The following is a 19,978-nucleotide window of genomic DNA, read 5'->3' as shown; positions in this document are numbered from 1 at the left end:
GGGTATTGTAAGGGCGGCAACGGCGTTCGGCCGGCCTGCGGAACATCGCCGCGCGCGATTCATGTAGAAAACGCATGGATTCATTTGACAAATGAATTTGTGCGATCGCGCGGATCGCGCTGCAATGGCGGATTGCCCGTTCACGCGGGGCACGTTCATTCAGCTTTCGACGAGGTGGTATCGATGAGTGGCTTCAACTGGCACAACCCGTATCCGACGACCCGCATTCCGGTGTTCGCGCGCAACGTCGTGTCGACGTCGCACCCGCTGGCCGCGCAGGCCGGGTTGCGGATGCTGTGGAAGGGCGGCAACGCGGTGGACGCGGCGCTGGCCGCCGCCGCCGCGATCACGGTCGTCGAGCCCGTGTCGTGCGGGCTCGGCGGCGATGCATTCGCGCTCGTGTGGGACGGCGAGCGGCTGTCCGGGCTGAACGCATCGGGCGTGGCGCCGGCCGCCTGGAACGTCGACTACTTTCGCAAGCGCCACGGCGAGGACGCGCACGGCATCGCGAACAAGCCGACGCGCGGCTGGGACACCGTCACGGTGCCGGGCGTGATCGCGGGCTGGGAAGCGCTGCACGCGAAGTTCGGTTCGCTGCCGTTCGCGGACCTGCTCGAGCCGGCGATCGAGATCGCGGAGCGCGGCTATTCGGTGCCGCCGATCGTCGCGCACAAGTGGGCGGCGGCCGTTCCCGAACTGCAGGGCCTGCCGGGCTTCGCGGACACCTTCATGCCGCGCGGCCGCGCACCGCTCGTCGGCGAACGCGTGTGCCTGCCCGGTCATGCGCAGACGCTGCGCACGCTCGCGAAGGACGGCGCCCGTGCGTTCTACGAAGGGGCGCTCGCCGAGCGTATCGCCGCGTTCGCGCGCGAAGGCGGCGGCGCGCTGACGGAAGCCGACCTGCGCGCGTACCGGCCGGAATGGGTCGAGCCGATCGGCAAGCGCTTCGGCCGCCACACGATTCACGAGATTCCGCCGAACGGGCAGGGTATCGCCGCGCTGATCGCGCTCGGCATCGCCGAGCATGCGGGCGTGACCGAATGGCCGGTCGACTCGGTCGATTCGCAGCATCTGCAGATCGAGGCGATGAAGCTCGCGTTCGCGGACGTCTATCGCTACGTCGCCGATCCGCGCGCGATGGAGGTCACGCCCGAACAGATGCTCGACGATGCGTATCTCGCCGAACGCGCGAAGCTGATCGATCGCGCGCGGGCGACGCACTTCGCCGCCGGCCGTCCGCATTCGGGCGGCACGATCTACCTGTCGGCGGCCGACGAGCGCGGGATGATGGTGAGCTTCATCCAGTCGAACTACATGGGCTTCGGTTCGGGGCTCGTCGTCCCCGGCACGGGCATTGCGCTGCAGAACCGCGGGCACGGCTTCTCGATGGACCCGGCTTCGCCGAACGTCGTCGCGGGCGGCAAGCGGCCGTTCCACACGATCATCCCGGCGTTCGTCACCGAGGAAGCCAACGGCCGCACCGAGGCGGTGATGAGCTTCGGCGTGATGGGCGGCGACATGCAGCCGCAAGGCCACCTGCAGACCATCGTGCGGATGCTCGGCTATGGCCAGCAACCGCAGGCCGCGTGTTGCGCGCCGCGCTGGAAGGTCAACCGCGACTTCACGCTCGACGTCGAGGCGACGATGAACCGCGCGACGGTCGACGCGCTGGCCGCGCGCGGCCATACGATCAAGTCGATCGATGATCCTTACATGGATTTCGGATCGGGGCAGTTCGTCTGGCGCCTCGATCCCGACGATCCGGAGCGCGGCTACGTGGCCGCGAGCGACAGCCGGCGCGACGGGCTGGCGGCCGGTTTCTGACGGATCGCTTCCAGCCTGCTTGGCAGTGTCCCGGCATGACGGGCGGCCCGACGGCCGCCCGTTTTCATTTGGCGCGGCGCCTGCCATCGAGCACGCGCAAGCGGTTTGAAGGACTCGTCTAACGCACGGCAACAGACGCCGTGGAACTGCGCTCGTCGGGTATGGTCAGTGCTCTGGAGCACGAACATCAAAGTCCGGCTAAGATGCCAAGATGGTTCGGCCGGACCGATTCACTATAAACGCAAGTAAAACGCCGCCTGCGGATCGGCTGGCGCCTGTGCCCCAGGCACGGGCCGGCCTCCGCGCGACGACTGGGAGCGCACTACCATGGACACCAAAACGACGCATGTGATGCCGTGGCGTATCGAGGACATCGACCTGAACCGGATCGATCGTCAGCGTGCCGCCGCGAACGAGGATCTGCTGCTGCTGCTGTGCGCGTCGTCGTTCATCGAGAGCGGCTCGGATCTCTATACGAGCAATCTGAGCGAATTCTTCAATGACGATCCGGAAGTCTCCGCATGGCTCAACAATGCATGGGAGCACGAAGAATTGCAGCACGGCCGCGCGCTGAAGGCGTACATCGCGCACGTGTGGCCCGAGTTCGACTGGGATACCGCGTTCGCGAATTTCTTTGCCGAGTATTCGAAGACCTGCTCGGTCGAGGCGTTCGAAAAAACCCGCGCGCTCGAAATGGTCGCACGCTGCGTCGTCGAGACGGGCACGGCCACGCTCTATCGCGCGATCAACGAATGCTCGGACGAGCCGGTGCTGAAGGAAATCACCGACAACATCCGCACGGACGAAGTGCGTCACTACAAGCACTTCTTCAAGTTCTTCAAGAAGTACAACCAGGTCGAAGGCAACGGCCGGCTCGCGGTGCTCGGCGCCCTCGCGCGCCGCGTGATGGAAATCAAGAACGAGGATTCCGAGATCGCGCTGCGCCACGTGTTCGCGATCCGCTATCCGGATCGCGTCGGCGACAGCCAGTACAACCGCGAGCGCGCCGCGCGCATCAATTCGCTCGTCCGGCGCAACCTGTCGGCCGACATGTGCGTGAAGATGCTGCTCAAGCCGCTCGACCTGCCCGCGAAGATCCAGCCGGGCGTCCACTATCCGCTCACGAAGATCACGCGGCACGTTTTCCTGCGCTGATCGCCGCGGCACGGCCCGCCGCGCGTATGCTGGCGCATCCTCATCCGATCCGCACCGGGGCCACGCCATCATGACCGATACCCATCGCCACGCGCTCGAACAATGGACGTTCGACGCGTGGCCGCCCACCGTCGTGTCGCGGTTCGACGGCACCGCACTCGAGCGTCATGCCGACATGGCCGCATCGCTGATCGTCGCGACCGACGACGGCCAGTTGCGCACGACGCTGCTCGGCGTCGGCGAGATCTATGCACACGATGCGCGCACGCTGCTGATCGCGCTCTGGCCGCAGTCGCGGGCGGCGCGCGCGATCGCGCAGCGGCGCACGGCCGCGTTGACGCTCGTCGCGGACGGTGCGTTCTTTCAGGCGCAACTGGAGATGGCGCCGCTCGAAGGAGACTTCGGCGGACTGGCCGGATTCGCTGCGACGATCGCGCACGGCGATGCGCAGCGGGTCGGCTATGCGCGTCTTGCGACAGGCGTCACGTTCACGCTGGAAGGGGAGCGCGCCGCGGTGCTCGCACGCTGGCAACGCCAGGTCGAGCACCTGCGGCGCGCGGCCGCGCGGCTTCAGTGACCGCGCTGGCCGCTGCGCGACGAACGGTTGCGGTTCGCGTGCGCGGCGTTGCCGTTCGCCGGGCGGGCGCCGTTGCCGCCGCCCGCCGGACGTCCGCCGCCGTTACCACCGGCGCCGGCACCGCCTTGCGTGCGCGGCTTCGCGGCCTTCTGCTGCGCGGCCTTCGGTTGCGCGTGGCCGTCGCGTTTCGCGGCCGGCTGGCCTGAGCCGCCGGCGCGCGGCTGGCGATTGCCGCCGCCGCCACGCGGTTGCTGCTGCCCGCGGCGCTGCTGGATCGGCTCCGGCTTCGCGTTCGGATCGGGTTCGAAGCCCGCGATCACTTCCTGCGGGATCTCGCGCTTGATCAGCCGCTCGATGTCGCGCAGCAACTGCTTCTCGTCGACGCACACGAGCGACACGGCTTCGCCGGTCGCACCCGCGCGGCCCGTGCGGCCGATCCGGTGCACGTAATCCTCGGGCACGTTCGGCAGGTCGAAGTTGACGACGTGCGGCAACTGGTCGATGTCGATCCCGCGCGCGGCGATATCGGTCGCGACGAGCACCTGCAGCGTGCTGTTCTTGAACTCGGCCAGCGCGCGCGTGCGGGCCGACTGGCTCTTGTTGCCGTGGATCGCCATCGCGCTGATGCCGTCCTTGGTCAGCTGCTCGGCAAGCCGGTTCGCGCCGTGCTTGGTGCGCGTGAACACCAGCACCTGGAACCAGTTGTGTTCGCGGATCAGGTGCGTGAGCAGCTCGCGCTTGCGGTCGCGATCGACCGGGTGGATCTTCTGCGCGACGCTCTCGGCGGTCGTGTTGCGGCGCGCGACTTCGATCAGGGCGGGCGAGTCGAGCAGGCTGTCGGCGAGCGCCTTGATTTCATCGGAGAAGGTGGCCGAGAACAGCAGGTTCTGACGCTGCGGCGGCAGCTTCGCGAGCACGCGCTTGATGTCGTGGATGAAGCCCATGTCGAGCATCCGGTCGGCTTCGTCGAGCACGAGGATGTCGAGATCCGACAGGTCGATGGTCTTCTGCTGCATGTGATCGAGCAGGCGGCCCGGCGTCGCGACGACGATGTCGACGCCGCGCTTGAGCGCATCGATCTGCGGATTGATGCTGACGCCGCCGAACATCACGGTCGAGCGCAGCTTCAGGTACTTGCTGTACGCACGGACGCTTTCCTCGACCTGGGCGGCGAGTTCGCGCGTCGGCGTGAGGATCAGCGCGCGCACCGCGCGCTTCGCGCCACGGTGCTCGGCGTAGAACGTGTGCAGGCGTTGCAGGATCGGCAGCGTGAAGCCGGCGGTCTTGCCGGTGCCGGTCTGTGCGCCGGCGAGCAGGTCGCCGCCGCCGAGGACGGCCGGGATCGCCTGCTGCTGGATTGGGGTCGGCGACGTATAGCCGAGCTCGTTGACCGCCTTGACCAGCGGTTCGGCCAGGCCGAGAGATTCGAAAGACATAGATACCACTCTTGAGTTTTATGATCGGCGATGCGTCGCGCGGCCCGCGCGGCAAACCTGCATCGCAAAACAGCCAAAAAGCAAAAGGGCGCGGCCGCGGTTTCCCGCAGCCGCGCCCCGTTTGTGTGAGCCGCTTCTTAGTCGAGCGGCGCGGAACGCAGGTCGCTCACCTGTTGCGGCGAGATCGGCGTACCGTTGTTACCCCAAGACATCCGGATATACGTGACGACCGCCGCGACTTCCTGGTTCGACAGCGACTGTGCGAACGGCGGCATCCCGTACGGACGCGGATTCTTGAACGTGCTCGGCGGATAGCCGCCATTCAGCACCATGCGGATCGGGTTGACGGCCGATTCCATCATGATCGAGTGGTTGCCCGCGAGCGGCGGATAGGCCGGCGGCTTGCCGGCGCCGGTTTCGGCGTGGCAGGTCGCGCAGTTGTCCGCGTAGATCTTCTTGCCCTGGTCGAACAGCGCGTTGCCGAACTGCTTCGACGGCTCGTACTGCATGTTCTTCGGCGCTTCAGCCTTCTGCGGGATCGACTTCAGGTACGTCGACATCGCGCGCGTATCTTCGTCGGTCATGTACTGCAGGCTGTTGTGGACCACGTCCGCCATCGGGCCGAATACCGCACCCTTCTGCGACACGCCGGCCTGCAGCAGGTCGGACAGCTCCTGCACGTGCCAGTCGCCGAGGCCGAGTTCCTTGTCGTTCGTCAGCGACGGCGCATACCAGTTCTGCAGCGGGATCAGGCCGCCGGCGAACGCCGACGAGCTCACCGGGCCGCCCATCATGTTGATCGACGTGTGGCACATCGAGCAATGGCCGAGGCCTTCGACGAGATACGCGCCGCGGTTCCATTCGACCGACTTCGTCGGGTCCGGCTTGTATTCGCCTTCCTTGAAGAACAGCGTGCGCCAGCCGATCAGCAGGTTGCGGTTGTTGAACGGGAACTTCAGTTCGTGCGGACGGCTCGGCACCGACACCGGCGGGACCGAACGCAGGTACGCGTAGATCGCGTCCGAATCGGCGCGCGTGACCTTCGTGTAGCTCGCGAACGGGAAGCCCGGGTACAGCAGGCTGCCGTCCTTCGAGCGGCCCGTGTGCATCGCGCGGTAGAAGTCGTCCGACGTCCACTTGCCGATACCGTTCTGGTCGTCCGGCGTGATGTTCGGCGTGTACATCGTGCCGAACGGCGTCGCCATCGGCAGGCCGCCCGCGAACGACTTGCCGCCGCGCACGGTGTGGCACGCGATACAGTCGCCGACGCGCGCGAGGTATTCGCCCTTCTTGATCAGCGCGGCCTGGTCGGCCGGCGTGGCCGCGACGGCGGCAGCGCCGTGCAGCGTGTCGTTGCCCGGCCACAGGACCGGCACGAGGGCGGCAGCCGCGACGATCGCGACGGCCGAGAGTGCAAACAGGGACTTGCGTTTCATTGTGTCTGTCTCCCTTGCCTTATTGCGGTTCGCTGCCGCAGGCGAGCGGAGTCTTCATCGAACGCGCCGGGGCCGGCACGGGGTTGGCGGGCGCCGGTTGCGCGGCGAGCCATGCGGTCACGGCCGTCACGTCTTCGTCGGAAAGCTTCGCGGCGATGTCGTGCATGCAATCGGGTGCCTTCGCGTGGCGGTTGCCCGAGCGCCATGCGCCGAGCTGCGCGCTCAGGTAATCGGCGTGCAGGCCGACGAGGCCCGGGATCGCCGGCTGCATGCCGGTCAGCCCTGCGCCGTGGCAGGCTACGCAAGCCGGCAGCTTGCGGGACGGGTCGCCCTGCGTGACGAGCTGCTTGCCGCGTGCGAGCGTCGCGGCCGGCAGCGTCGGCTTCGCCGGCGTCGGGTACGGCGGACGTTCGGCCGAGAAATGCTCGGCGATTTCGCGCAGGTAGTCGTCGCTCAGGTACGTCAGCAGGTAGTTCATCGGCGGGTACTTGCGCCGGCCGTCACGGAAGTTGACGAGCTGGTTGTACAGGTACTCGGCCGGCTTGCCGGCAAGACGCGGGAAATAGTCGTTGTCCGTGCCCTGGCCGTGGACGCCGTGGCATGCGGTACAGCCGCGCACGCGCTCGGCCATGGTATCGGGTGCCTTGAGCGGCGCCTGCTGGGCGTGCGCTTGCTCCGTGGGCTTGGTCTGCGCTTGGGCAGCGCTCATAAGGCCCGCGCCGCCGATCATCAGAACGGCGAGCAGCGGACGGAAGAGGCGTCTTGAAGACACACGAGACTCCATGTTTATTCGTCGGGGACCTTGTCCGGGCTACGATCGGCTCGGCGCATGGACGGCAGGACAGCCGGGCTGCTGCGACGCGGCATTCTATCATCGATGGGTAATGACGGCTATTTGACGAAAGGACATCGGTTCCTGTCTGTTTGCGACTTGCGACAATTTGACGCGCATTGCGGTGGGGCCGTGTGAACCGGCGTGCGTTTTCACCATCGAAGACCGTACACTCGCGGGTCGCGCGGCGCCTGCGCCGCAGGTCCAGTCATTTCTCCCGTTTCCGGATTCATCGATGACGTTTTTTACCGTGCCGTTGCCTGCCTCACGCTGTCCGTCCCGTTGCCGCCGCATTGCCGGCCTGCCGCTTGCGGGAGGGTGCGTGCGATGAAGTTCGACAGCTTGTGGATCGGCCAGGTCGCGCTCGCGGCGCTGATGGATGCGGCGTTCGCGATGGCGGTCGGCTCGGCGCTGCTCAAGGCGTGGCTCGGCAAGGACGGCGCGCGGCCGGTCGTCGCGCCGTCGCACCCCGCATGGCTGCGCGCGCAACATTCGCTGGTCGCGGCGGCGCTGGCGCTGGTGCTCGCCGATCTCGGCTGGCTCGTCTACGAGGCCGCGACGATGAGCGGCGCGGGGCTCGGCGGCGCGTTCGCCGCGATCCCCGTCATGCTGATGCAGACGCACACGGGCTTCGCGTGGAGCGTCGCGTTCGCCGGCGCGGTGGTGCTCGCGATCGTCGCGCTCGCGAAGCCGGATGGCCCGCTCGCGCATGCGGTGCTGTGGCTCGCGGTGATCGTGGTCGCGGCCGGCAAGGCGTCGCTCGGCCATGCGGCCGACAGCGGCGTGCTGTCCGCGGCGGTCGGCGTGCAGACGCTGCACCTGCTGGCCACCGCCGTCTGGGGCGGCCTCGTGCTCGCGGGCGGGCTCGCGGTGCTGCCGGCGCTCGGGTCGTCGGTCGCGCGCGGCGCGCTGATCCGCATCGGCCAGCACCTGTCGCGCACGTCGATCGTCGCGGTGGTCTTCGTGCTCGGGACGGGCGTGCTCAACGCGATCCGCGGGCTCGGCGGCTCGCTCGCGCCGCTCGACGGCAGCACGTGGGGACGCGTGTTGCTGCTGAAGCTGCTGCTCGTCGCGCTCGCGCTGGTGCTCGGCGGGCTCAACCGCTTCTCGGCGCTGCCGCGTCTGCGCCGCACCGCGTCGACCGAGGACGCGCACACGTTCCGCAACATCCTGCATCTCGAAGGGATGACGATGATCGGCGTGTTCGTCGCGGCGGCCGTGCTGTCGTTCAGCGTGCCGGGGTTCGCGGCGCTCGGCTGACGACCGAACGGGCTGACGACCGAACGGCGCGGCCCGACGCGAGATGCCGGCGCGCGGCGGGCGTGGCGCGGATGCAAGAACGGCCGCCTGGTCGGGGCGGCCGTGTCGAACGTGTGGCGCGGCGCGCGTGCCGCGCCACACGGCTTCGTCATCTCACGCGTTCATCACCATTCGGCGACGCTGCCGTCCGCGTGGCGCCACACCGGGTTGCGCCAGCGATGGCCGGTCTTCGCCATCTCGCGCACCTTCTCCTCGTTCACGTCGATGCCGAGCCCCGGGCCCTGCGGGATCGCGACGAAGCCGTCCTCGTAGCGGAACACTTCGGGGTTGCGCAGGTAGTCGAGCAGGTCGTTGCCCTGGTTGTAGTGGATGCCGAGGCTCTGTTCCTGGATGAACGCGTTGTAGCTGACCGCGTCGAGCTGCAGGCACGCGGCGAGCGCGATCGGCCCGAGCGGGCAGTGCAGCGCGAGCGCGACGTCGTAGCTTTCCGCGAGCGTCGCGATCTTGCGGCACTCGGTGATGCCGCCCGCGTGCGACGCGTCCGGTTGGATGATGTCGACGTAGCCGCCCGCGAGGATGTGCTTGAAGTCCCAGCGCGAGTACAGCCGTTCGCCGAGCGCGATCGGCGTGTTGGTCTGGTTGACGATGTCGCGCAGCGCTTCGGCGTTCTCCGACAGCACCGGCTCCTCGATGAACATCAGCTTGTACGGGTCGAGTTCCTTCGCGAGCACCTTCGCCATCGGCTTGTGCACGCGGCCGTGGAAGTCGACGCCGATCCCGACGTGCGGGCCGACCGCGTCGCGCACCGCCGCGACGTTCGCGATCACCTGCTCGACCTTGTCGTAGGTGTCGACGATCTGCAGCTCTTCGGAGCCGTTCATCTTCACGGCCTTGAAGCCGCGCTCGACGACCGCGCGCGCATTGTTCGCGACGTCGCTCGGGCGGTCGCCGCCGATCCACGAATACACCTTGATGCGGTCGCGTACCTGGCCGCCCAGCAGCGCGTGCACGGGCACACCGTGATGCTTGCCCTTGATGTCCCACAGCGCCTGGTCGACGCCCGCGATCGCGCTCATCATGATCGGGCCGCCGCGGTAGAAGCCCGCGCGGTACATCACCTGCCAGTGATCCTCGATCAACAGCGGGTCGCGGCCGACGAGGTAGTCGGCCAGTTCCTGCACGGCGGCCTCGACGGTGTGCGCGCGGCCTTCGACGACCGGCTCGCCCCAGCCGATGATGCCCTCGTCGGTTTCGATCTTGAGGAACAGCCAGCGGGGCGGAACGACGAAAGTTTCGAGGCGGGTGATTTTCATGACGCGAGTCTCCATGATTGACCGGCGCGGCCGGGGCGCACGATCCGTGCTTTCGCGGTTATCCTAGCGTAGTCGAATAAAAAATAGTATTAATAGCATTAATGTGCAGATAGTGGGCAGCCCGCCCGACGGAGAACGATCATTCAACGCGACCTGCATGGACAGACGGCCTTCCGGCTCGCGACGGCGATCCTGCGCGGCGACTATCCGCCCGAATCGCTGCTGCCGAGGGAACCCGACCTGATGGAGATGTACGGCGTGAGCCGCACGGTGATGCGCGAGGCGCTGCGCACGTTGACGTCGAAGGGGCTGGTCGAATCGCGGCCGAAGGTCGGCACGCGCGTGCGGCCGCGTCGTGCGTGGAACCTGCTCGATGCCGACCTGCTCGACTGGTATGCGCGCGTCGCGCCGCCGCTCGCGTTCGCGCTGAAGCTGCAGGAGATGCGCGAGATGATCGAGCCGCACGCGGCCGCGCTGGCCGCGCGCACCCATACGCCCGAAGCGTTCGACGCGATCGACGACGCGGTGCGGGCGATGGCCGCCGCGCGCAACGTCGACGAATGGGTGCGCGCCGACCTGCGCTTTCACCTGAGCGTGCTGGAGGCCGGCGGCAACGAGCTGCTGGTGCCGCTCGGCGCGCTGATCGATCGCACGCTCGAGGCGCAACTGCAACTGAACGCGCGCCGGGCCGAGGTGTACAACGCGTCGCTTGCCGAGCACACGGCCGTCAGCGACGCGATCCGCGTGCGCGACGAGGACGGCGCGCGCCACGCGATGGCGATGCTGCTCGCGGTGACGCGCGCGCGGATCGAGATGTCGTGACGGACGCGAGGCGGGCGGCGCCGGCGGCGTGCCGTCAGGCGTTCGCGCAACCGCCCGGCTTGTGGATGCGTTCCGTCGACGGCGGGTACTTCGCGAGGAGGCTCGCCGGCCGCCGCGGGCGGGCGACCAGGTCGCCGCCGCAGTTCGGGCAGCGGCCCTTCAGCACGTCGTCCGCGCAGGTCGCGCAAAACGTACATTCGAATGTGCAAATGCGCGCTTCCGCCGAATCGGGCGGCAGGTCCTTGTTGCAGCATTCGCAGCCGGGGCGCAGTTCGAGCATGACGGTCTCCTGGGTCGGTGAGGGATGGGCGCCGCCCGGGCATTGCGTGCGGCGCATGCGAGCGCTACTGTACGCGCTTGGATCGGCCCGGCCAACGGTGTCCCGCCCGGGCGCCGGCGATGCGCACGGGCTGCACCGGGAGACGACCATGCTTTATCGCGGAAGCTGTCATTGCGGAGACGTGACGTTCGAGGCGGAAGGTGACCTGCAGGGCGTGATGGCGTGCAACTGCTCGATCTGCCAGCGCAAGGGCGCGCTGATGTGGTTCGTGCCGCGCGATCACATGAAGCTGCTGACGCCCGACGAGCATCTCGCGACCTACATGTTCAACAAGCACGTGATCCAGCATCGCTTCTGCAAGCGCTGCGGGATTCATGCGTTCGGCGAAGGCGTCCATCCGGACGGCACCGCGATGGCCGCGATCAACGTGCGCTGCCTGGAAGGCGTCGACCTCGACGCGCTGCCCGTCACGCACTACGACGGCCGCTCGCTCTGAGCGGCGCATCGGCGCGGGCGCCTGCGGGCCGCGATCGCGTCACGACGGTTGCACGGCCGCCGCGTTCGGCGCGGGCGTTTCCGCTTGCGGCGCCGGTCCGGCGGTGCGCGTGCCGGCGCTGGCCGGGCGTTCGATCAGCGGCGCGAGCGCCGGCGCCATCGACTTCAGCAACTGCACGGCCATCGCGCTCGTGAAGTCGTAGCGCGCCGCATACGGCTCATGCGCGGTCGCCGTCAGCACGCCGAAGAACCGGTCGCCGAGTGCGAACACGAAGGTGCCGCTGCGATTGACCTTGCGCGACTCGATCAGCCGCGCGCCGCGCGCATAGACGTTGAAGCGCTGGTCGCCCGTCCCCGTCTTGCCGTACACGTCGAGCGTCTTGCCGTCCGGCAGCGTGAGCCCGCCTGCGAGGCGGCGCGCGGTGCCGTTGAGCACGACGTCGCGCAGCAGCGTGTGCGTCACGTTGACGATCTCCGGCGCCAGCATCGGCTGCGGCTGCGCGGCCGCGCGCACGAAGCGCGTTTCGTACGGCGTGCCCTTCGCGAAATCGAGCCGCGTGATCGTTTCGGTCGGCGCCTTCTGGCCGCCGTTGGCGATCAGGCCGATCAGTTTCGCGAGCGCGTCGGGCTGGTCGCCCGATGCGCCGATCGCGGCTGCATACGACGGCGTCACTTCCGCGAACGGATAGCCGAGCGCGCGCCACGACTTCGTGATCTCCGCGTACGCACGCAGCTCGACCATGCGGCGGATGCGCCGGTCCTGCGTCGCGTGGTAGCGGGTCTTGTACAGCCACGAATACGTGTAGAAACGCGCATCGCGGCTGTCGCGCTGAACCTCGGCGAGCGATGCGCCCGGATGCGCGCGCAGGTAGTTGAGTGTCCACAGCGCGAGCGGATGGACGCTCGCGATATAGCCGCGATCGTTGAGATTGAAGCGGTCGATCGCGTATTTCGCGTAGAGCGCGGCGAGATCGTCGTCGGACAGCGTCGCGGCCGGCGTGCCCTTCAGTTGCGCACGCATCTGCGCATTGAACCATGCGGGCGATTCGTTCGGCGCGACGCTGCGCAGCACCGTCGCGAGCTTCGGCGGCGACTTGCGGACGTCGCGCAGCATCAGCGCGAGTGCGTCGTCGGGCGCCTTGCCCGCATAGCGCGTGTAGTAGCGCTTCACGTAGACCTGGCTTTCGCCGTCGACGAATTGCTGCAGGTAGTGCTGGCGCTGCGCGGGATCGTTGAGCCACGACGACGACGGCCCGGCCGCCTGCAGCGTCTCGTAGTGGACGATGTCGCGCATCAGCCGCACGAACACCAGGTTCACCGAATGCTCGAATGCCGCGTGCAGCGTCATGATGCGGCCGTTGTCCGACTTCTCGAAGTTGGAGAACACCTGCGCGCCGCCGCCCGTGTAGAACACGTCCGGGCTCGCCGAATACTTGCGTTCGACGGAGGCGTCGAGCATCGCCTGCAGCGAGCGGTCGCGCGTATGCGACAGATAGTCGAGCGCCCAGCGCGACAGCCCGTCGATCGGATCGGGCTTCACGCGCGCGAGCTCCGCTTTCGACAGGTTCGCGTAGCGCGCATGCAGGTCGGAGACGATCTGCAGGTACGTGATCAGCGTGCGCAGCTTCGCGGTCGAGCCGAGATTGATGCGGCCGCCGCGATTCACGTCGAACGGCTGGTTCACGCTGTCGGTCTGCACGCGCAGCAGGTTCGCGCCGTTGCGGTGTTCGTAGAGCGTGAAGCTGTACGTGAGGTGCGACGGGTCGTCCTTCGGCGCGAGCATTTCGAAACCGTACAGGCCGGCGGCCTGTGCGCCTTCACGTGTCGACGCTTGCGCGAGCCGCGCGGCGACCGCCTGCTGCACGCCGTTGTCGAGCGTGCTGGTCGCCTGGAGATCGAGCTGGTCGAGCTGGTACAGGTCGCTGATGCCGAGCGCCGACAGCAGCGACGCGCGCGCGGACGTGACGGCCTTGCGCGACACGAACGACTGCACGCGCGCGGCGGCCGGCGGCGCGCTGCGTTCGATCTGCGCGGCGAGCGCGGCATCGCGCAGCGCGGGCGAGATCACGCCGCCGTTCGACAGCAGCCGTAGGTAGCTGTCGGTCAGCTTCTGCAATGCCGGATAGCCGCGGTTCAGGAAGTACGACGGCGCGCGCTGCGCGATCAGCAGCGACAACACCTCGCGGAACGTCTTGCCCTGCTGATCGACGTTGTCGCCGGTCGTCGGCGCGGACAGCACGCGATTCACGTCGTTGAAGTCGCGGCCGTACCACGCGGCGAGACCGTCGCCGATGCCGGTGATTTCGCCCACGTGCGGCCGCGCGGCGAGCGGCACCGAGTTCAGGTAGCGCACGACGATCGTGCGGCGCGCGAGCATCGTCTGCGGACCGTTCAGGTAGGCGCGCACCGACGCGGACGCGATCTGCCGCAGCTTTTCGGGCGGCGTCGCGGTGCGGCCCTCGGGCGAATGGCGGAACTTCTCGATCTGCGTCGCGAGCGTGCTGCCGCCCGGGCGCGCCTGGTGGCGGTTGACGACGTGCAGCGCCTGGTCGGCGAGCGCGCGGCTGAAGCGTCCCCAGTCGATCGCCGGGTTGCGGTTCGGCTCGTTCGCATCGAGCAGGTAGCGATCCTCGATGAACAGCAGCGAATCGGTGATCACGCGCGGCACCGTGTCGAAATCGGCATAGACGCGCTGCGGAAACACGGTCGCGAACAGCGGCGAGCCGGTCGAATCGAACAGCATCAGGCCCGTCTGGTCTTTCTCTTCGTAAGGGAGGAACAGCCCGCGCTCGCCGAGCGACAGCATCCGCTGCGAATCGCGCGCCTGCTCGCTGACGACGAAGCCGCGTGCGAGCAGCCGCTGCTGGAACGCGGGAATCATCGCGTAGCCGAAGCGCTGGTCGTACGGGCCGTTTGCCGGGAAGCGGATGTGATCGCTCGGCCCCGCCTCGACCGTGTAGCCGACGTCGCGGGTGAGCTCGGACAGGTAGTGCGCTTGCAACCGGGACGTTTCGATCTCGGTCTGCACGAGCCGTGCGACGATCGCGACCGCGATCAACAGTGCGGCGAGCAAGGACCACTTGACCCACGTCCACACCGAGGCGGGACCGGTCACGCGCGGCAGGATACGATTCAGCGGCCGATTCATGGCGGCGTCTCCCTGAGGGCGCGGTTATCCGGCCGCACCCCATTAAGGATTAGTGTAGTCCTCCGCGGCGGGCTGCCAAGGGCGGTTGACTACCGAGATGCGCCGGCGCAACAGGCGTGCCCACGCGAGCCGCGCGGCGGCTGGCGGGCCGTCGGGGCGCCTGCCGGCGCGCCGCCGCGACCAGGCGAGGGCCGCGCGGGCGGCGGCGAATCGGTGTGAAAAATGGTGTGCGATGCCACCCTTCATTCAACCGACGAAATGGTCGATCAGGTGATCGACGAAAAGCCGGGCCTTGCGCGGAAAGTGACGGCGGCTCGGGTATGCGACGTTCATCTCGAGCGTCTCGAGCCGATAGCCGGGCAGCAGCGCGAGCAGTTGGCCGTCGTCGAGATCCGACTGGACGAGGAAGTCCGGCAGGACCGCGATGCCCATGCCGGACAGCGCCCAGTTGCGGATCAGCCCGACGTTGTTCGACGACGCGGACTTGTTCGGGCGCACGGTGATGCGCGTCTGGTCGTGATCGAACGACAGGTATTCGCCCATGAAGTCGGCATGGAACGACAGGCACGCGTGCGACGCGAGGTCGTGCGGATGCGCGGGCGCGCCATGCCGGTCGACATAGTGCGGTGCGGCGCAGACGATCTGCTTGAGCCGTGTGAGCGGGCGCTTCACCAGCGTGTTGTTGCTGATGTGCTGGGACAGCAGCAGCCCGACGTCGAAGCCCTCCGACACGAGGTCGACGTGACGATCCACGATCGTGACCTCCGGCACGATGGCCGGGTGGCGCATCTTGAACGCGTCGATGGCCGGCGCGAGCACGTGCATGCCGAACATGACCGGCGCGGCGATTTTCAGCGATCCGATCGGTTCGTGATGCATCGACGCGATGGTTTCCTCGACCCGGTCGATTTCGTCGATCACGTGACGGATCTGCGCCAGATAGAGGTGGCCTGCGTCGGTCAGCGACAGGCTGCGGGTGGTGCGATTCAGCAGGCGGGCGCCAAGCCGGTCCTCGATGCTCATGACGAGGCGGGTGGCCGATGAATTGGAGATGTTCAGTTCCGTGGCGGCGCGCGCGAAACTACGAAGTTCGGCGACCTTGACGAATAGTCGCATCGGTAGGAGTTCGTCCATTTTCTTATCGATAAACAGAAGGCATTGATTGAATTCTATCTATCGGTTTGCTGAATTTTAACGCCCCGTTTTAATGAATGTTTATTATGGAATAGCGTGTTTATCGGGTGTGCGAACGGTCGGAGAATGGTAGGTTTTGAGGTGGGAAGGGCGTCGAATGAATGATTCGAATCGGCTTGCTATTAAGCCTTTTTGATGTATTTGTATTTAGTACTTGTACGAAAATATAGGCTATTTTTTTCATTAAAGCATCAGCATTATCGATGCAATGCGATGTCGAACCGGCTGTGTCCTGATCGCCATGACGACTTCATGCGATCGTGCCGGCGCACGGCTCCGATGGAACAGGGGAACGGGTCGTCGCAGGCAGGCGGGTTCGACGCGTCATGGTGTGTGAGCACACCGCGACGCCGAATAGCCGTGTGCGGCGAAGGCGTGTTGCGACGGCCGCCCGATGCGGAGGGCCTGCGTCGCGGCCGTGGCGAGCGGTGATATGCTCGCGGGACGCCCGCGACCGACCGGCAGTATCACGATACCCGTGCGCGGTTGCGTTGCGCGGCGTTTCCGAGGGAAGAACCGACATCATGAGCCGCAAATTCATTCTGAAGGGCGACACGACCGATCATGGCGGCGTCGTGCTCGAAGGGATCGCCAATTCGTCGTTCGACGGGCGCGAACTCGCGTATCTCGGCGCAGCCGTGTTCTGCGCGGCGTGCAAGTCGCCGGGCGTGATCGTGTCGGACGGCGGCGAGCGCACGATGACCGTGATGGGCAAGGTCGTCGCCCTCGAGCACGACCTGTGTCAGTGCCAGTGCACGCCGCTGCCGAAACTGATCGCATCGCAGGCAACCGGCACGATCTCGGGGTAACGCCCACCGCGCGGCGTCGAGCCTCCGAGGCTCGCCGTCAGACGCTGCCTTCGGTCTCGATCACCAGGATGCGCGCGACGCCGAGCGGATGCGCGACGTGTTCGGTGCCGACCGTCGCGTGGAAGACGTCGCCCGTCTCCAACACCGTCGCATGCTCGACGCCTGCCTCGCGGTAGCGCATCTCGACGCGGCCGTCGAGCACCGCGAATACCTCCTCGCCGTCGTTCACGTGCCAGCGATACGGCTGGTCGGTCCAGTGCAGCCGGACCGTGATGCCGTTCAGGTTCGCGATGTCGAGGGCGCCCCACGCGCGGTCCGCGGTGAATGCGGCGCTCCGGATGATGTTCATCGAGATGGTCTCCCGCACGCGTGCGCGTTGCTTTCCCATGATTGTTCCGACATCCGCATTCAGCGCGGCGTCGCGCGCAGCGCGTGCTCGACGATCTGCTTGCGTTTCGCGAAGCCGGCGGCCGAACGTTCGGTGACGCGCTTCACGACCGCGGCCGGCGCGGTGTCGGGCGAGCCGGCGTCGAACGGCGGCGCCGGCGCATATTCGAGTTGCAGCTGGATCGCCTGCGCTTCTTCTTCGCCGACCAGCTCCGCGGCGATCGTCAGCGCGAAGTCGATGCCGGCCGTCACGCCGCCGCCCGTGACCAGGTTGCCGTCGCGCACGACGCGCTCGCGCACGGGTATCGCACCGAGCGGTTCGAGCAGCGCATGGAAGGCCCAGTGCGTCGTCGCGCGCCGCCCGCGCAGCAGGCCGGCCACGCCGAGCAACAGCGAACCCGTGCAGACCGACGTCACGTAGCGCGCGGTGGCCGCGCGCTGCTGCACGAACGCGATCGTTTCGGCATCGAGCAGCAGCTCGTTGATGCCGATGCCGCCCGGGATGCAGATCACGTCGAGCGGCGGGCAGTCGTCGAACGTGCAGGTCGGTGCGAGCGCGAGGCCGCTGCTCGACGCGACCGCGTCGCGCGACTTCCACACCAGGTGGACGGCTGCGTCCGGCAGTGACGCGAGCACGTCGTGCGGGCCGGTGAGGTCGAGTTGCTGGACACCCGGAAAGACGAGAAGGCCGATATGCAGGGTCATGCGAAGACTCCGAGAGGAAGGGAACGCGCGCCGTTCGGCACGGGATGGACAGATCGATTCTAGGCGCGTAGTGTTTGGCGAAATTGCCATATCCCCCACGTTTTCAGCCAATCGCCATGCCTGCCGCAGCCCCGCGCTCGATCCTGGTCCTCGCGTTTCCCCGTGCGCAACTGCTCGATGTGACGGGCCCGCTGCAGGTATTCGCGTCCGTCAACGAGCTCGCGCTGGAGCGCGGGCAGCCGGCGCCGTATGCGCCGCGCGTCGTGGCCGTCGAAGCGGGACCGGTCGAGACGTCGTCGGGCCTCGTCGTGATGGCCGAGTCGCTGCGCGCGGCCGCGCGCCATCCCGATACGCTGATCGTCGCCGGCGGCAAGGGCGTGCATGCGGCGTCGAAGGACGCGCGGATGGTGCGCTGGGTGCGGCAGCAGGCCGGGCGCGCGCGGCGCGTGGCGTCGGTCTGCACCGGTGCGTTCCTGCTCGCCGAAGCCGGCCTGCTCGACGGGCGGCGCGCGGTCACGCACTGGGCGCGCTGCGACGAATTCGCGGCGCGCTATCCGAACGTGCGCGTCGAACCGGACCCGATCTTCATCCGCGAAGGCGCGCTGTGGACGTCGGCCGGCGTGACGGCCGGCATCGATCTCGCGCTCGCGCTGGTCGAGGAGGATCTCGGGCGGGCGACCGCGCTCGACGTCGCGCGCGAACTCGTCGTGTTCCTGAAGCGTCCGGGCGGGCAGGCGCAGTTCAGCACGATGCTGTCGATGCAGCGCACCGCCGACCGGTTCGGCGAGCTGCACGCATGGATGGCCGAGCACCTGACGGCCGACCTGTCGGTGCCCGCGCTCGCCGAACGCGTGAGCATGAGCGAGCGCAGTTTCGTGCGCCACTATCGCGCGGCAACCGGCCGCACGCCCGCGCGCGCGGTCGAGCAGATCCGTGTCGAGGCCGCGCAACGCCTGCTCGGCGAAACGGCGTGGCCCGTCAAGCGGATCGCCGGGCGTTGCGGCTTCGGTTCCGAGGAGACGCTGCGGCGCAGTTTCGTGCGCGTGCTGGGCGTGTCGCCGCAGGGATATCGCGAGCGGTTCGTGCGGTGACGTACGACGGATGAGCGGGCTCGCCCGGAACTGCACGGAAACGACGCGATTTCCAGTCCGAAGCGTCGAAACTATTCGGCATTGGAGAACAATAGACGGGGGCTTGTGCCGCGCTTGCCGCGCGCTCTATTCTGTTCCGTTGGCGATTCGAAGGGGGAAGCAGCATGGACCGAATCCAGGCAATGGAAGTTTTTACCCGCGTGGTCGACGCGAACAGCTTCACGCGGGCGGCCGACACGCTCGCGATGCCGCGCGCGTCGGTGACGACCATCATCCAGAATCTCGAGGCGCTGCTCGGCGTGCGCCTGATGCACCGGACGACGCGCCGGCTGTCGCTGACGCCGGAGGGCGCCGCGTACTACGAGCATTGCATGAAGATCATCGCGGAGATCGCCGAGGCCGACGCGAGTTTCCAGACCGGCAACCGCAAGCCGAGCGGCGTGCTGCGCGTCCACATGCCGAGTTCGCTCGGGCGGCGCATCGTGCTGCCGTCGCTGTCGATCTTCCGGCAGCGCTATCCGGACATCACGCTCGAGCTGGGATTGTCCGACCGTTACGTCGATCCGGTCGAGGAAGGCATCGACTGCATGATCCGGGGCGGCCCGCTCGAGGATTCGTCGATGGTCGCGCGGCGCATCGGGATGCTCAAGCGCGTGACGTGCGCGTCGCCCGATTACCTCGCCCGTCACGGCGAGCCGAACGAGATTGCCGATCTCGTCGAACATCATGCGGTGAATTTCCGGTCGAGCCATGGCGCGCGGGCGATTCCGTGGGTGTTCATGATCGACGGCAAGCCGTTCGAGGTGCGGATGAACGGCAGCGTGACGGTCAACGACTCGGATGCGTACGTGACGTGCGGGCTCGAAGGCTTCGGGATGATCCAGCCGACGCTGTTCATGGTGCTGCCGAACCTGCTCGACGGATCGCTCGTCGAGGTGCTGCCGGACTGCAATCCGAAGCCGAAACCGATCTCGATCGTCTATCCGCACAACCGGCATCTGTCGCAGAAGGTGCGCGTGTTCGCCGACTGGATCGCGGAGGTGTTCGAGTCGACGCCGGCGCTGGAGGGCGGGGAGAACTGGCGGGGGAAGCTGCGGGCGCAGACGCCGGATGCGCAGCGCGGCGCGGTGGTGGCGTAGTCGCGGCGCAGCGCGCGGCCTGAAGGCGGGCAGCGCGCGACACCGCGTGCGCCGGATGAGGCAATGAAAAAAGCC

Annotated in this window: 18 protein-coding genes; 9 read left to right on the top strand and 9 right to left on the bottom strand. The window is 67.6% G+C overall.

Going from position 1 to position 19,978, the window contains the following annotated elements:
- Positions 1-183 precede the first annotated feature (183 nt).
- From H0X90_RS16985 to H0X90_RS16975, 3 genes are all read left to right on the top strand, one after another.
- Entirely contained in the window at positions 184-1,824 is a 1,641-nt protein-coding gene (locus tag H0X90_RS16985; protein ID WP_006484465.1) for a gamma-glutamyltransferase family protein, read from the top strand.
- Between the two features lie 327 nt (positions 1,825-2,151).
- A complete protein-coding gene (locus tag H0X90_RS16980) occupies positions 2,152-2,979 on the top strand; it encodes a ferritin-like domain-containing protein (RefSeq protein WP_006484464.1) in 828 nt (275 codons plus the stop codon).
- A 70-nt stretch (positions 2,980-3,049) separates the two neighbouring features.
- On the top strand, positions 3,050-3,556 hold the full coding sequence (locus H0X90_RS16975; RefSeq protein WP_059720712.1) for a hypothetical protein: 507 nt from the start codon (positions 3,050-3,052) through the stop codon (positions 3,554-3,556).
- On the opposite strand, the gene H0X90_RS16970 is transcribed toward H0X90_RS16975, so the two are convergent.
- The 3 genes from H0X90_RS16970 to H0X90_RS16960 all read right to left on the bottom strand — a co-directional run bounded on the left by H0X90_RS16970 (position 3,550) and on the right by H0X90_RS16960 (position 7,212).
- A complete protein-coding gene (locus tag H0X90_RS16970; RefSeq protein WP_077189711.1) occupies positions 3,550-4,992 on the bottom strand; it encodes a DEAD/DEAH box helicase in 1,443 nt (480 codons plus the stop codon). The genes H0X90_RS16975 and H0X90_RS16970 overlap by 7 nt on opposite strands.
- Positions 4,993-5,129: 137 nt before the next feature.
- A complete protein-coding gene (locus tag H0X90_RS16965; protein ID WP_006477897.1) occupies positions 5,130-6,428 on the bottom strand; it encodes a cytochrome c in 1,299 nt (432 codons plus the stop codon).
- A gap of 19 nt (positions 6,429-6,447) precedes the next feature.
- Entirely contained in the window at positions 6,448-7,212 is a 765-nt protein-coding gene (locus H0X90_RS16960) for a c-type cytochrome (protein WP_006483254.1), read from the bottom strand.
- Between the two features lie 375 nt (positions 7,213-7,587).
- Between H0X90_RS16960 and H0X90_RS16955 the strand changes: the two genes are divergently transcribed.
- Positions 7,588-8,520, top strand: coding sequence for a CopD family protein (locus tag H0X90_RS16955; RefSeq protein WP_006483260.1), 933 nt, complete (start codon positions 7,588-7,590; stop codon positions 8,518-8,520).
- Between the two features lie 164 nt (positions 8,521-8,684).
- Here the strand turns inward: H0X90_RS16955 and dgoD are convergent, their stop codons facing one another.
- Positions 8,685-9,833 (bottom strand): galactonate dehydratase, encoded by a 1,149-nt coding sequence (gene dgoD / locus H0X90_RS16950; RefSeq protein WP_006483258.1) that lies wholly within the window; start codon positions 9,831-9,833, stop codon positions 8,685-8,687.
- A 138-nt stretch (positions 9,834-9,971) separates the two neighbouring features.
- Here dgoD and H0X90_RS16945 point away from each other — a divergent pair, with 138 nt between their 5' ends.
- Complete coding sequence (locus H0X90_RS16945; RefSeq protein ID WP_034178258.1) at positions 9,972-10,655, top strand: FadR/GntR family transcriptional regulator; 684 nt, start codon at positions 9,972-9,974, stop codon at positions 10,653-10,655.
- A gap of 34 nt (positions 10,656-10,689) precedes the next feature.
- Here H0X90_RS16945 and H0X90_RS16940 read toward each other — a convergent pair whose 3' ends face one another.
- A complete protein-coding gene (locus H0X90_RS16940) occupies positions 10,690-10,935 on the bottom strand; it encodes a DUF1272 domain-containing protein (RefSeq protein WP_048989297.1) in 246 nt (81 codons plus the stop codon).
- Between the two features lie 148 nt (positions 10,936-11,083).
- Between H0X90_RS16940 and H0X90_RS16935 the strand changes: the two genes are divergently transcribed.
- On the top strand, positions 11,084-11,431 hold the full coding sequence (locus tag H0X90_RS16935) for a GFA family protein (RefSeq protein WP_043205698.1): 348 nt from the start codon (positions 11,084-11,086) through the stop codon (positions 11,429-11,431).
- 39 nt (positions 11,432-11,470) lie between these two features.
- Here the strand turns inward: H0X90_RS16935 and H0X90_RS16930 are convergent, their stop codons facing one another.
- Both H0X90_RS16930 and H0X90_RS16925 read right to left on the bottom strand, forming a co-directional pair.
- Positions 11,471-14,578 (bottom strand): transglycosylase domain-containing protein, encoded by a 3,108-nt coding sequence (locus H0X90_RS16930; RefSeq protein ID WP_077189710.1) that lies wholly within the window; start codon positions 14,576-14,578, stop codon positions 11,471-11,473.
- A gap of 246 nt (positions 14,579-14,824) precedes the next feature.
- A complete protein-coding gene (locus H0X90_RS16925; RefSeq protein ID WP_034201402.1) occupies positions 14,825-15,712 on the bottom strand; it encodes a LysR family transcriptional regulator in 888 nt (295 codons plus the stop codon).
- Positions 15,713-16,296: 584 nt separating this feature from the next.
- Between H0X90_RS16925 and H0X90_RS16920 the strand changes: the two genes are divergently transcribed.
- Entirely contained in the window at positions 16,297-16,581 is a 285-nt protein-coding gene (locus tag H0X90_RS16920) for a PAAR domain-containing protein (protein WP_006483555.1), read from the top strand.
- A gap of 37 nt (positions 16,582-16,618) precedes the next feature.
- Here the strand turns inward: H0X90_RS16920 and H0X90_RS16915 are convergent, their stop codons facing one another.
- Together H0X90_RS16915 and H0X90_RS16910 are read right to left on the bottom strand one after the other, a co-directional pair.
- Positions 16,619-16,930 carry a cupin gene (locus H0X90_RS16915; RefSeq protein WP_006497351.1) on the bottom strand — a complete coding sequence of 104 codons (312 nt, stop codon included), beginning with the start codon at positions 16,928-16,930 and terminating at the stop codon, positions 16,619-16,621.
- 59 nt (positions 16,931-16,989) lie between these two features.
- Complete coding sequence (locus tag H0X90_RS16910; RefSeq protein WP_006483566.1) at positions 16,990-17,673, bottom strand: DJ-1/PfpI family protein; 684 nt, start codon at positions 17,671-17,673, stop codon at positions 16,990-16,992.
- 116 nt (positions 17,674-17,789) lie between these two features.
- On the opposite strand from H0X90_RS16910, the gene H0X90_RS16905 reads away from it, so the two are divergent.
- Both H0X90_RS16905 and H0X90_RS16900 read left to right on the top strand, forming a co-directional pair.
- Entirely contained in the window at positions 17,790-18,764 is a 975-nt protein-coding gene (locus tag H0X90_RS16905) for a GlxA family transcriptional regulator (RefSeq protein WP_048989299.1), read from the top strand.
- Positions 18,765-18,928: 164 nt separating this feature from the next.
- Positions 18,929-19,903, top strand: coding sequence for a LysR family transcriptional regulator (locus tag H0X90_RS16900; protein WP_196438156.1), 975 nt, complete (start codon positions 18,929-18,931; stop codon positions 19,901-19,903).
- The last annotated feature ends 75 nt before the right edge of the window (positions 19,904-19,978 follow it).

Source organism: Burkholderia sp. 9775_39 (assembly GCF_015712225.1).
GTDB lineage: Bacteria > Pseudomonadota > Gammaproteobacteria > Burkholderiales > Burkholderiaceae > Burkholderia > Burkholderia cenocepacia.
The sequence above is the reverse complement of the archived record's forward strand: the minus strand, read 5'-3'. Positions and strand labels throughout refer to the sequence as shown.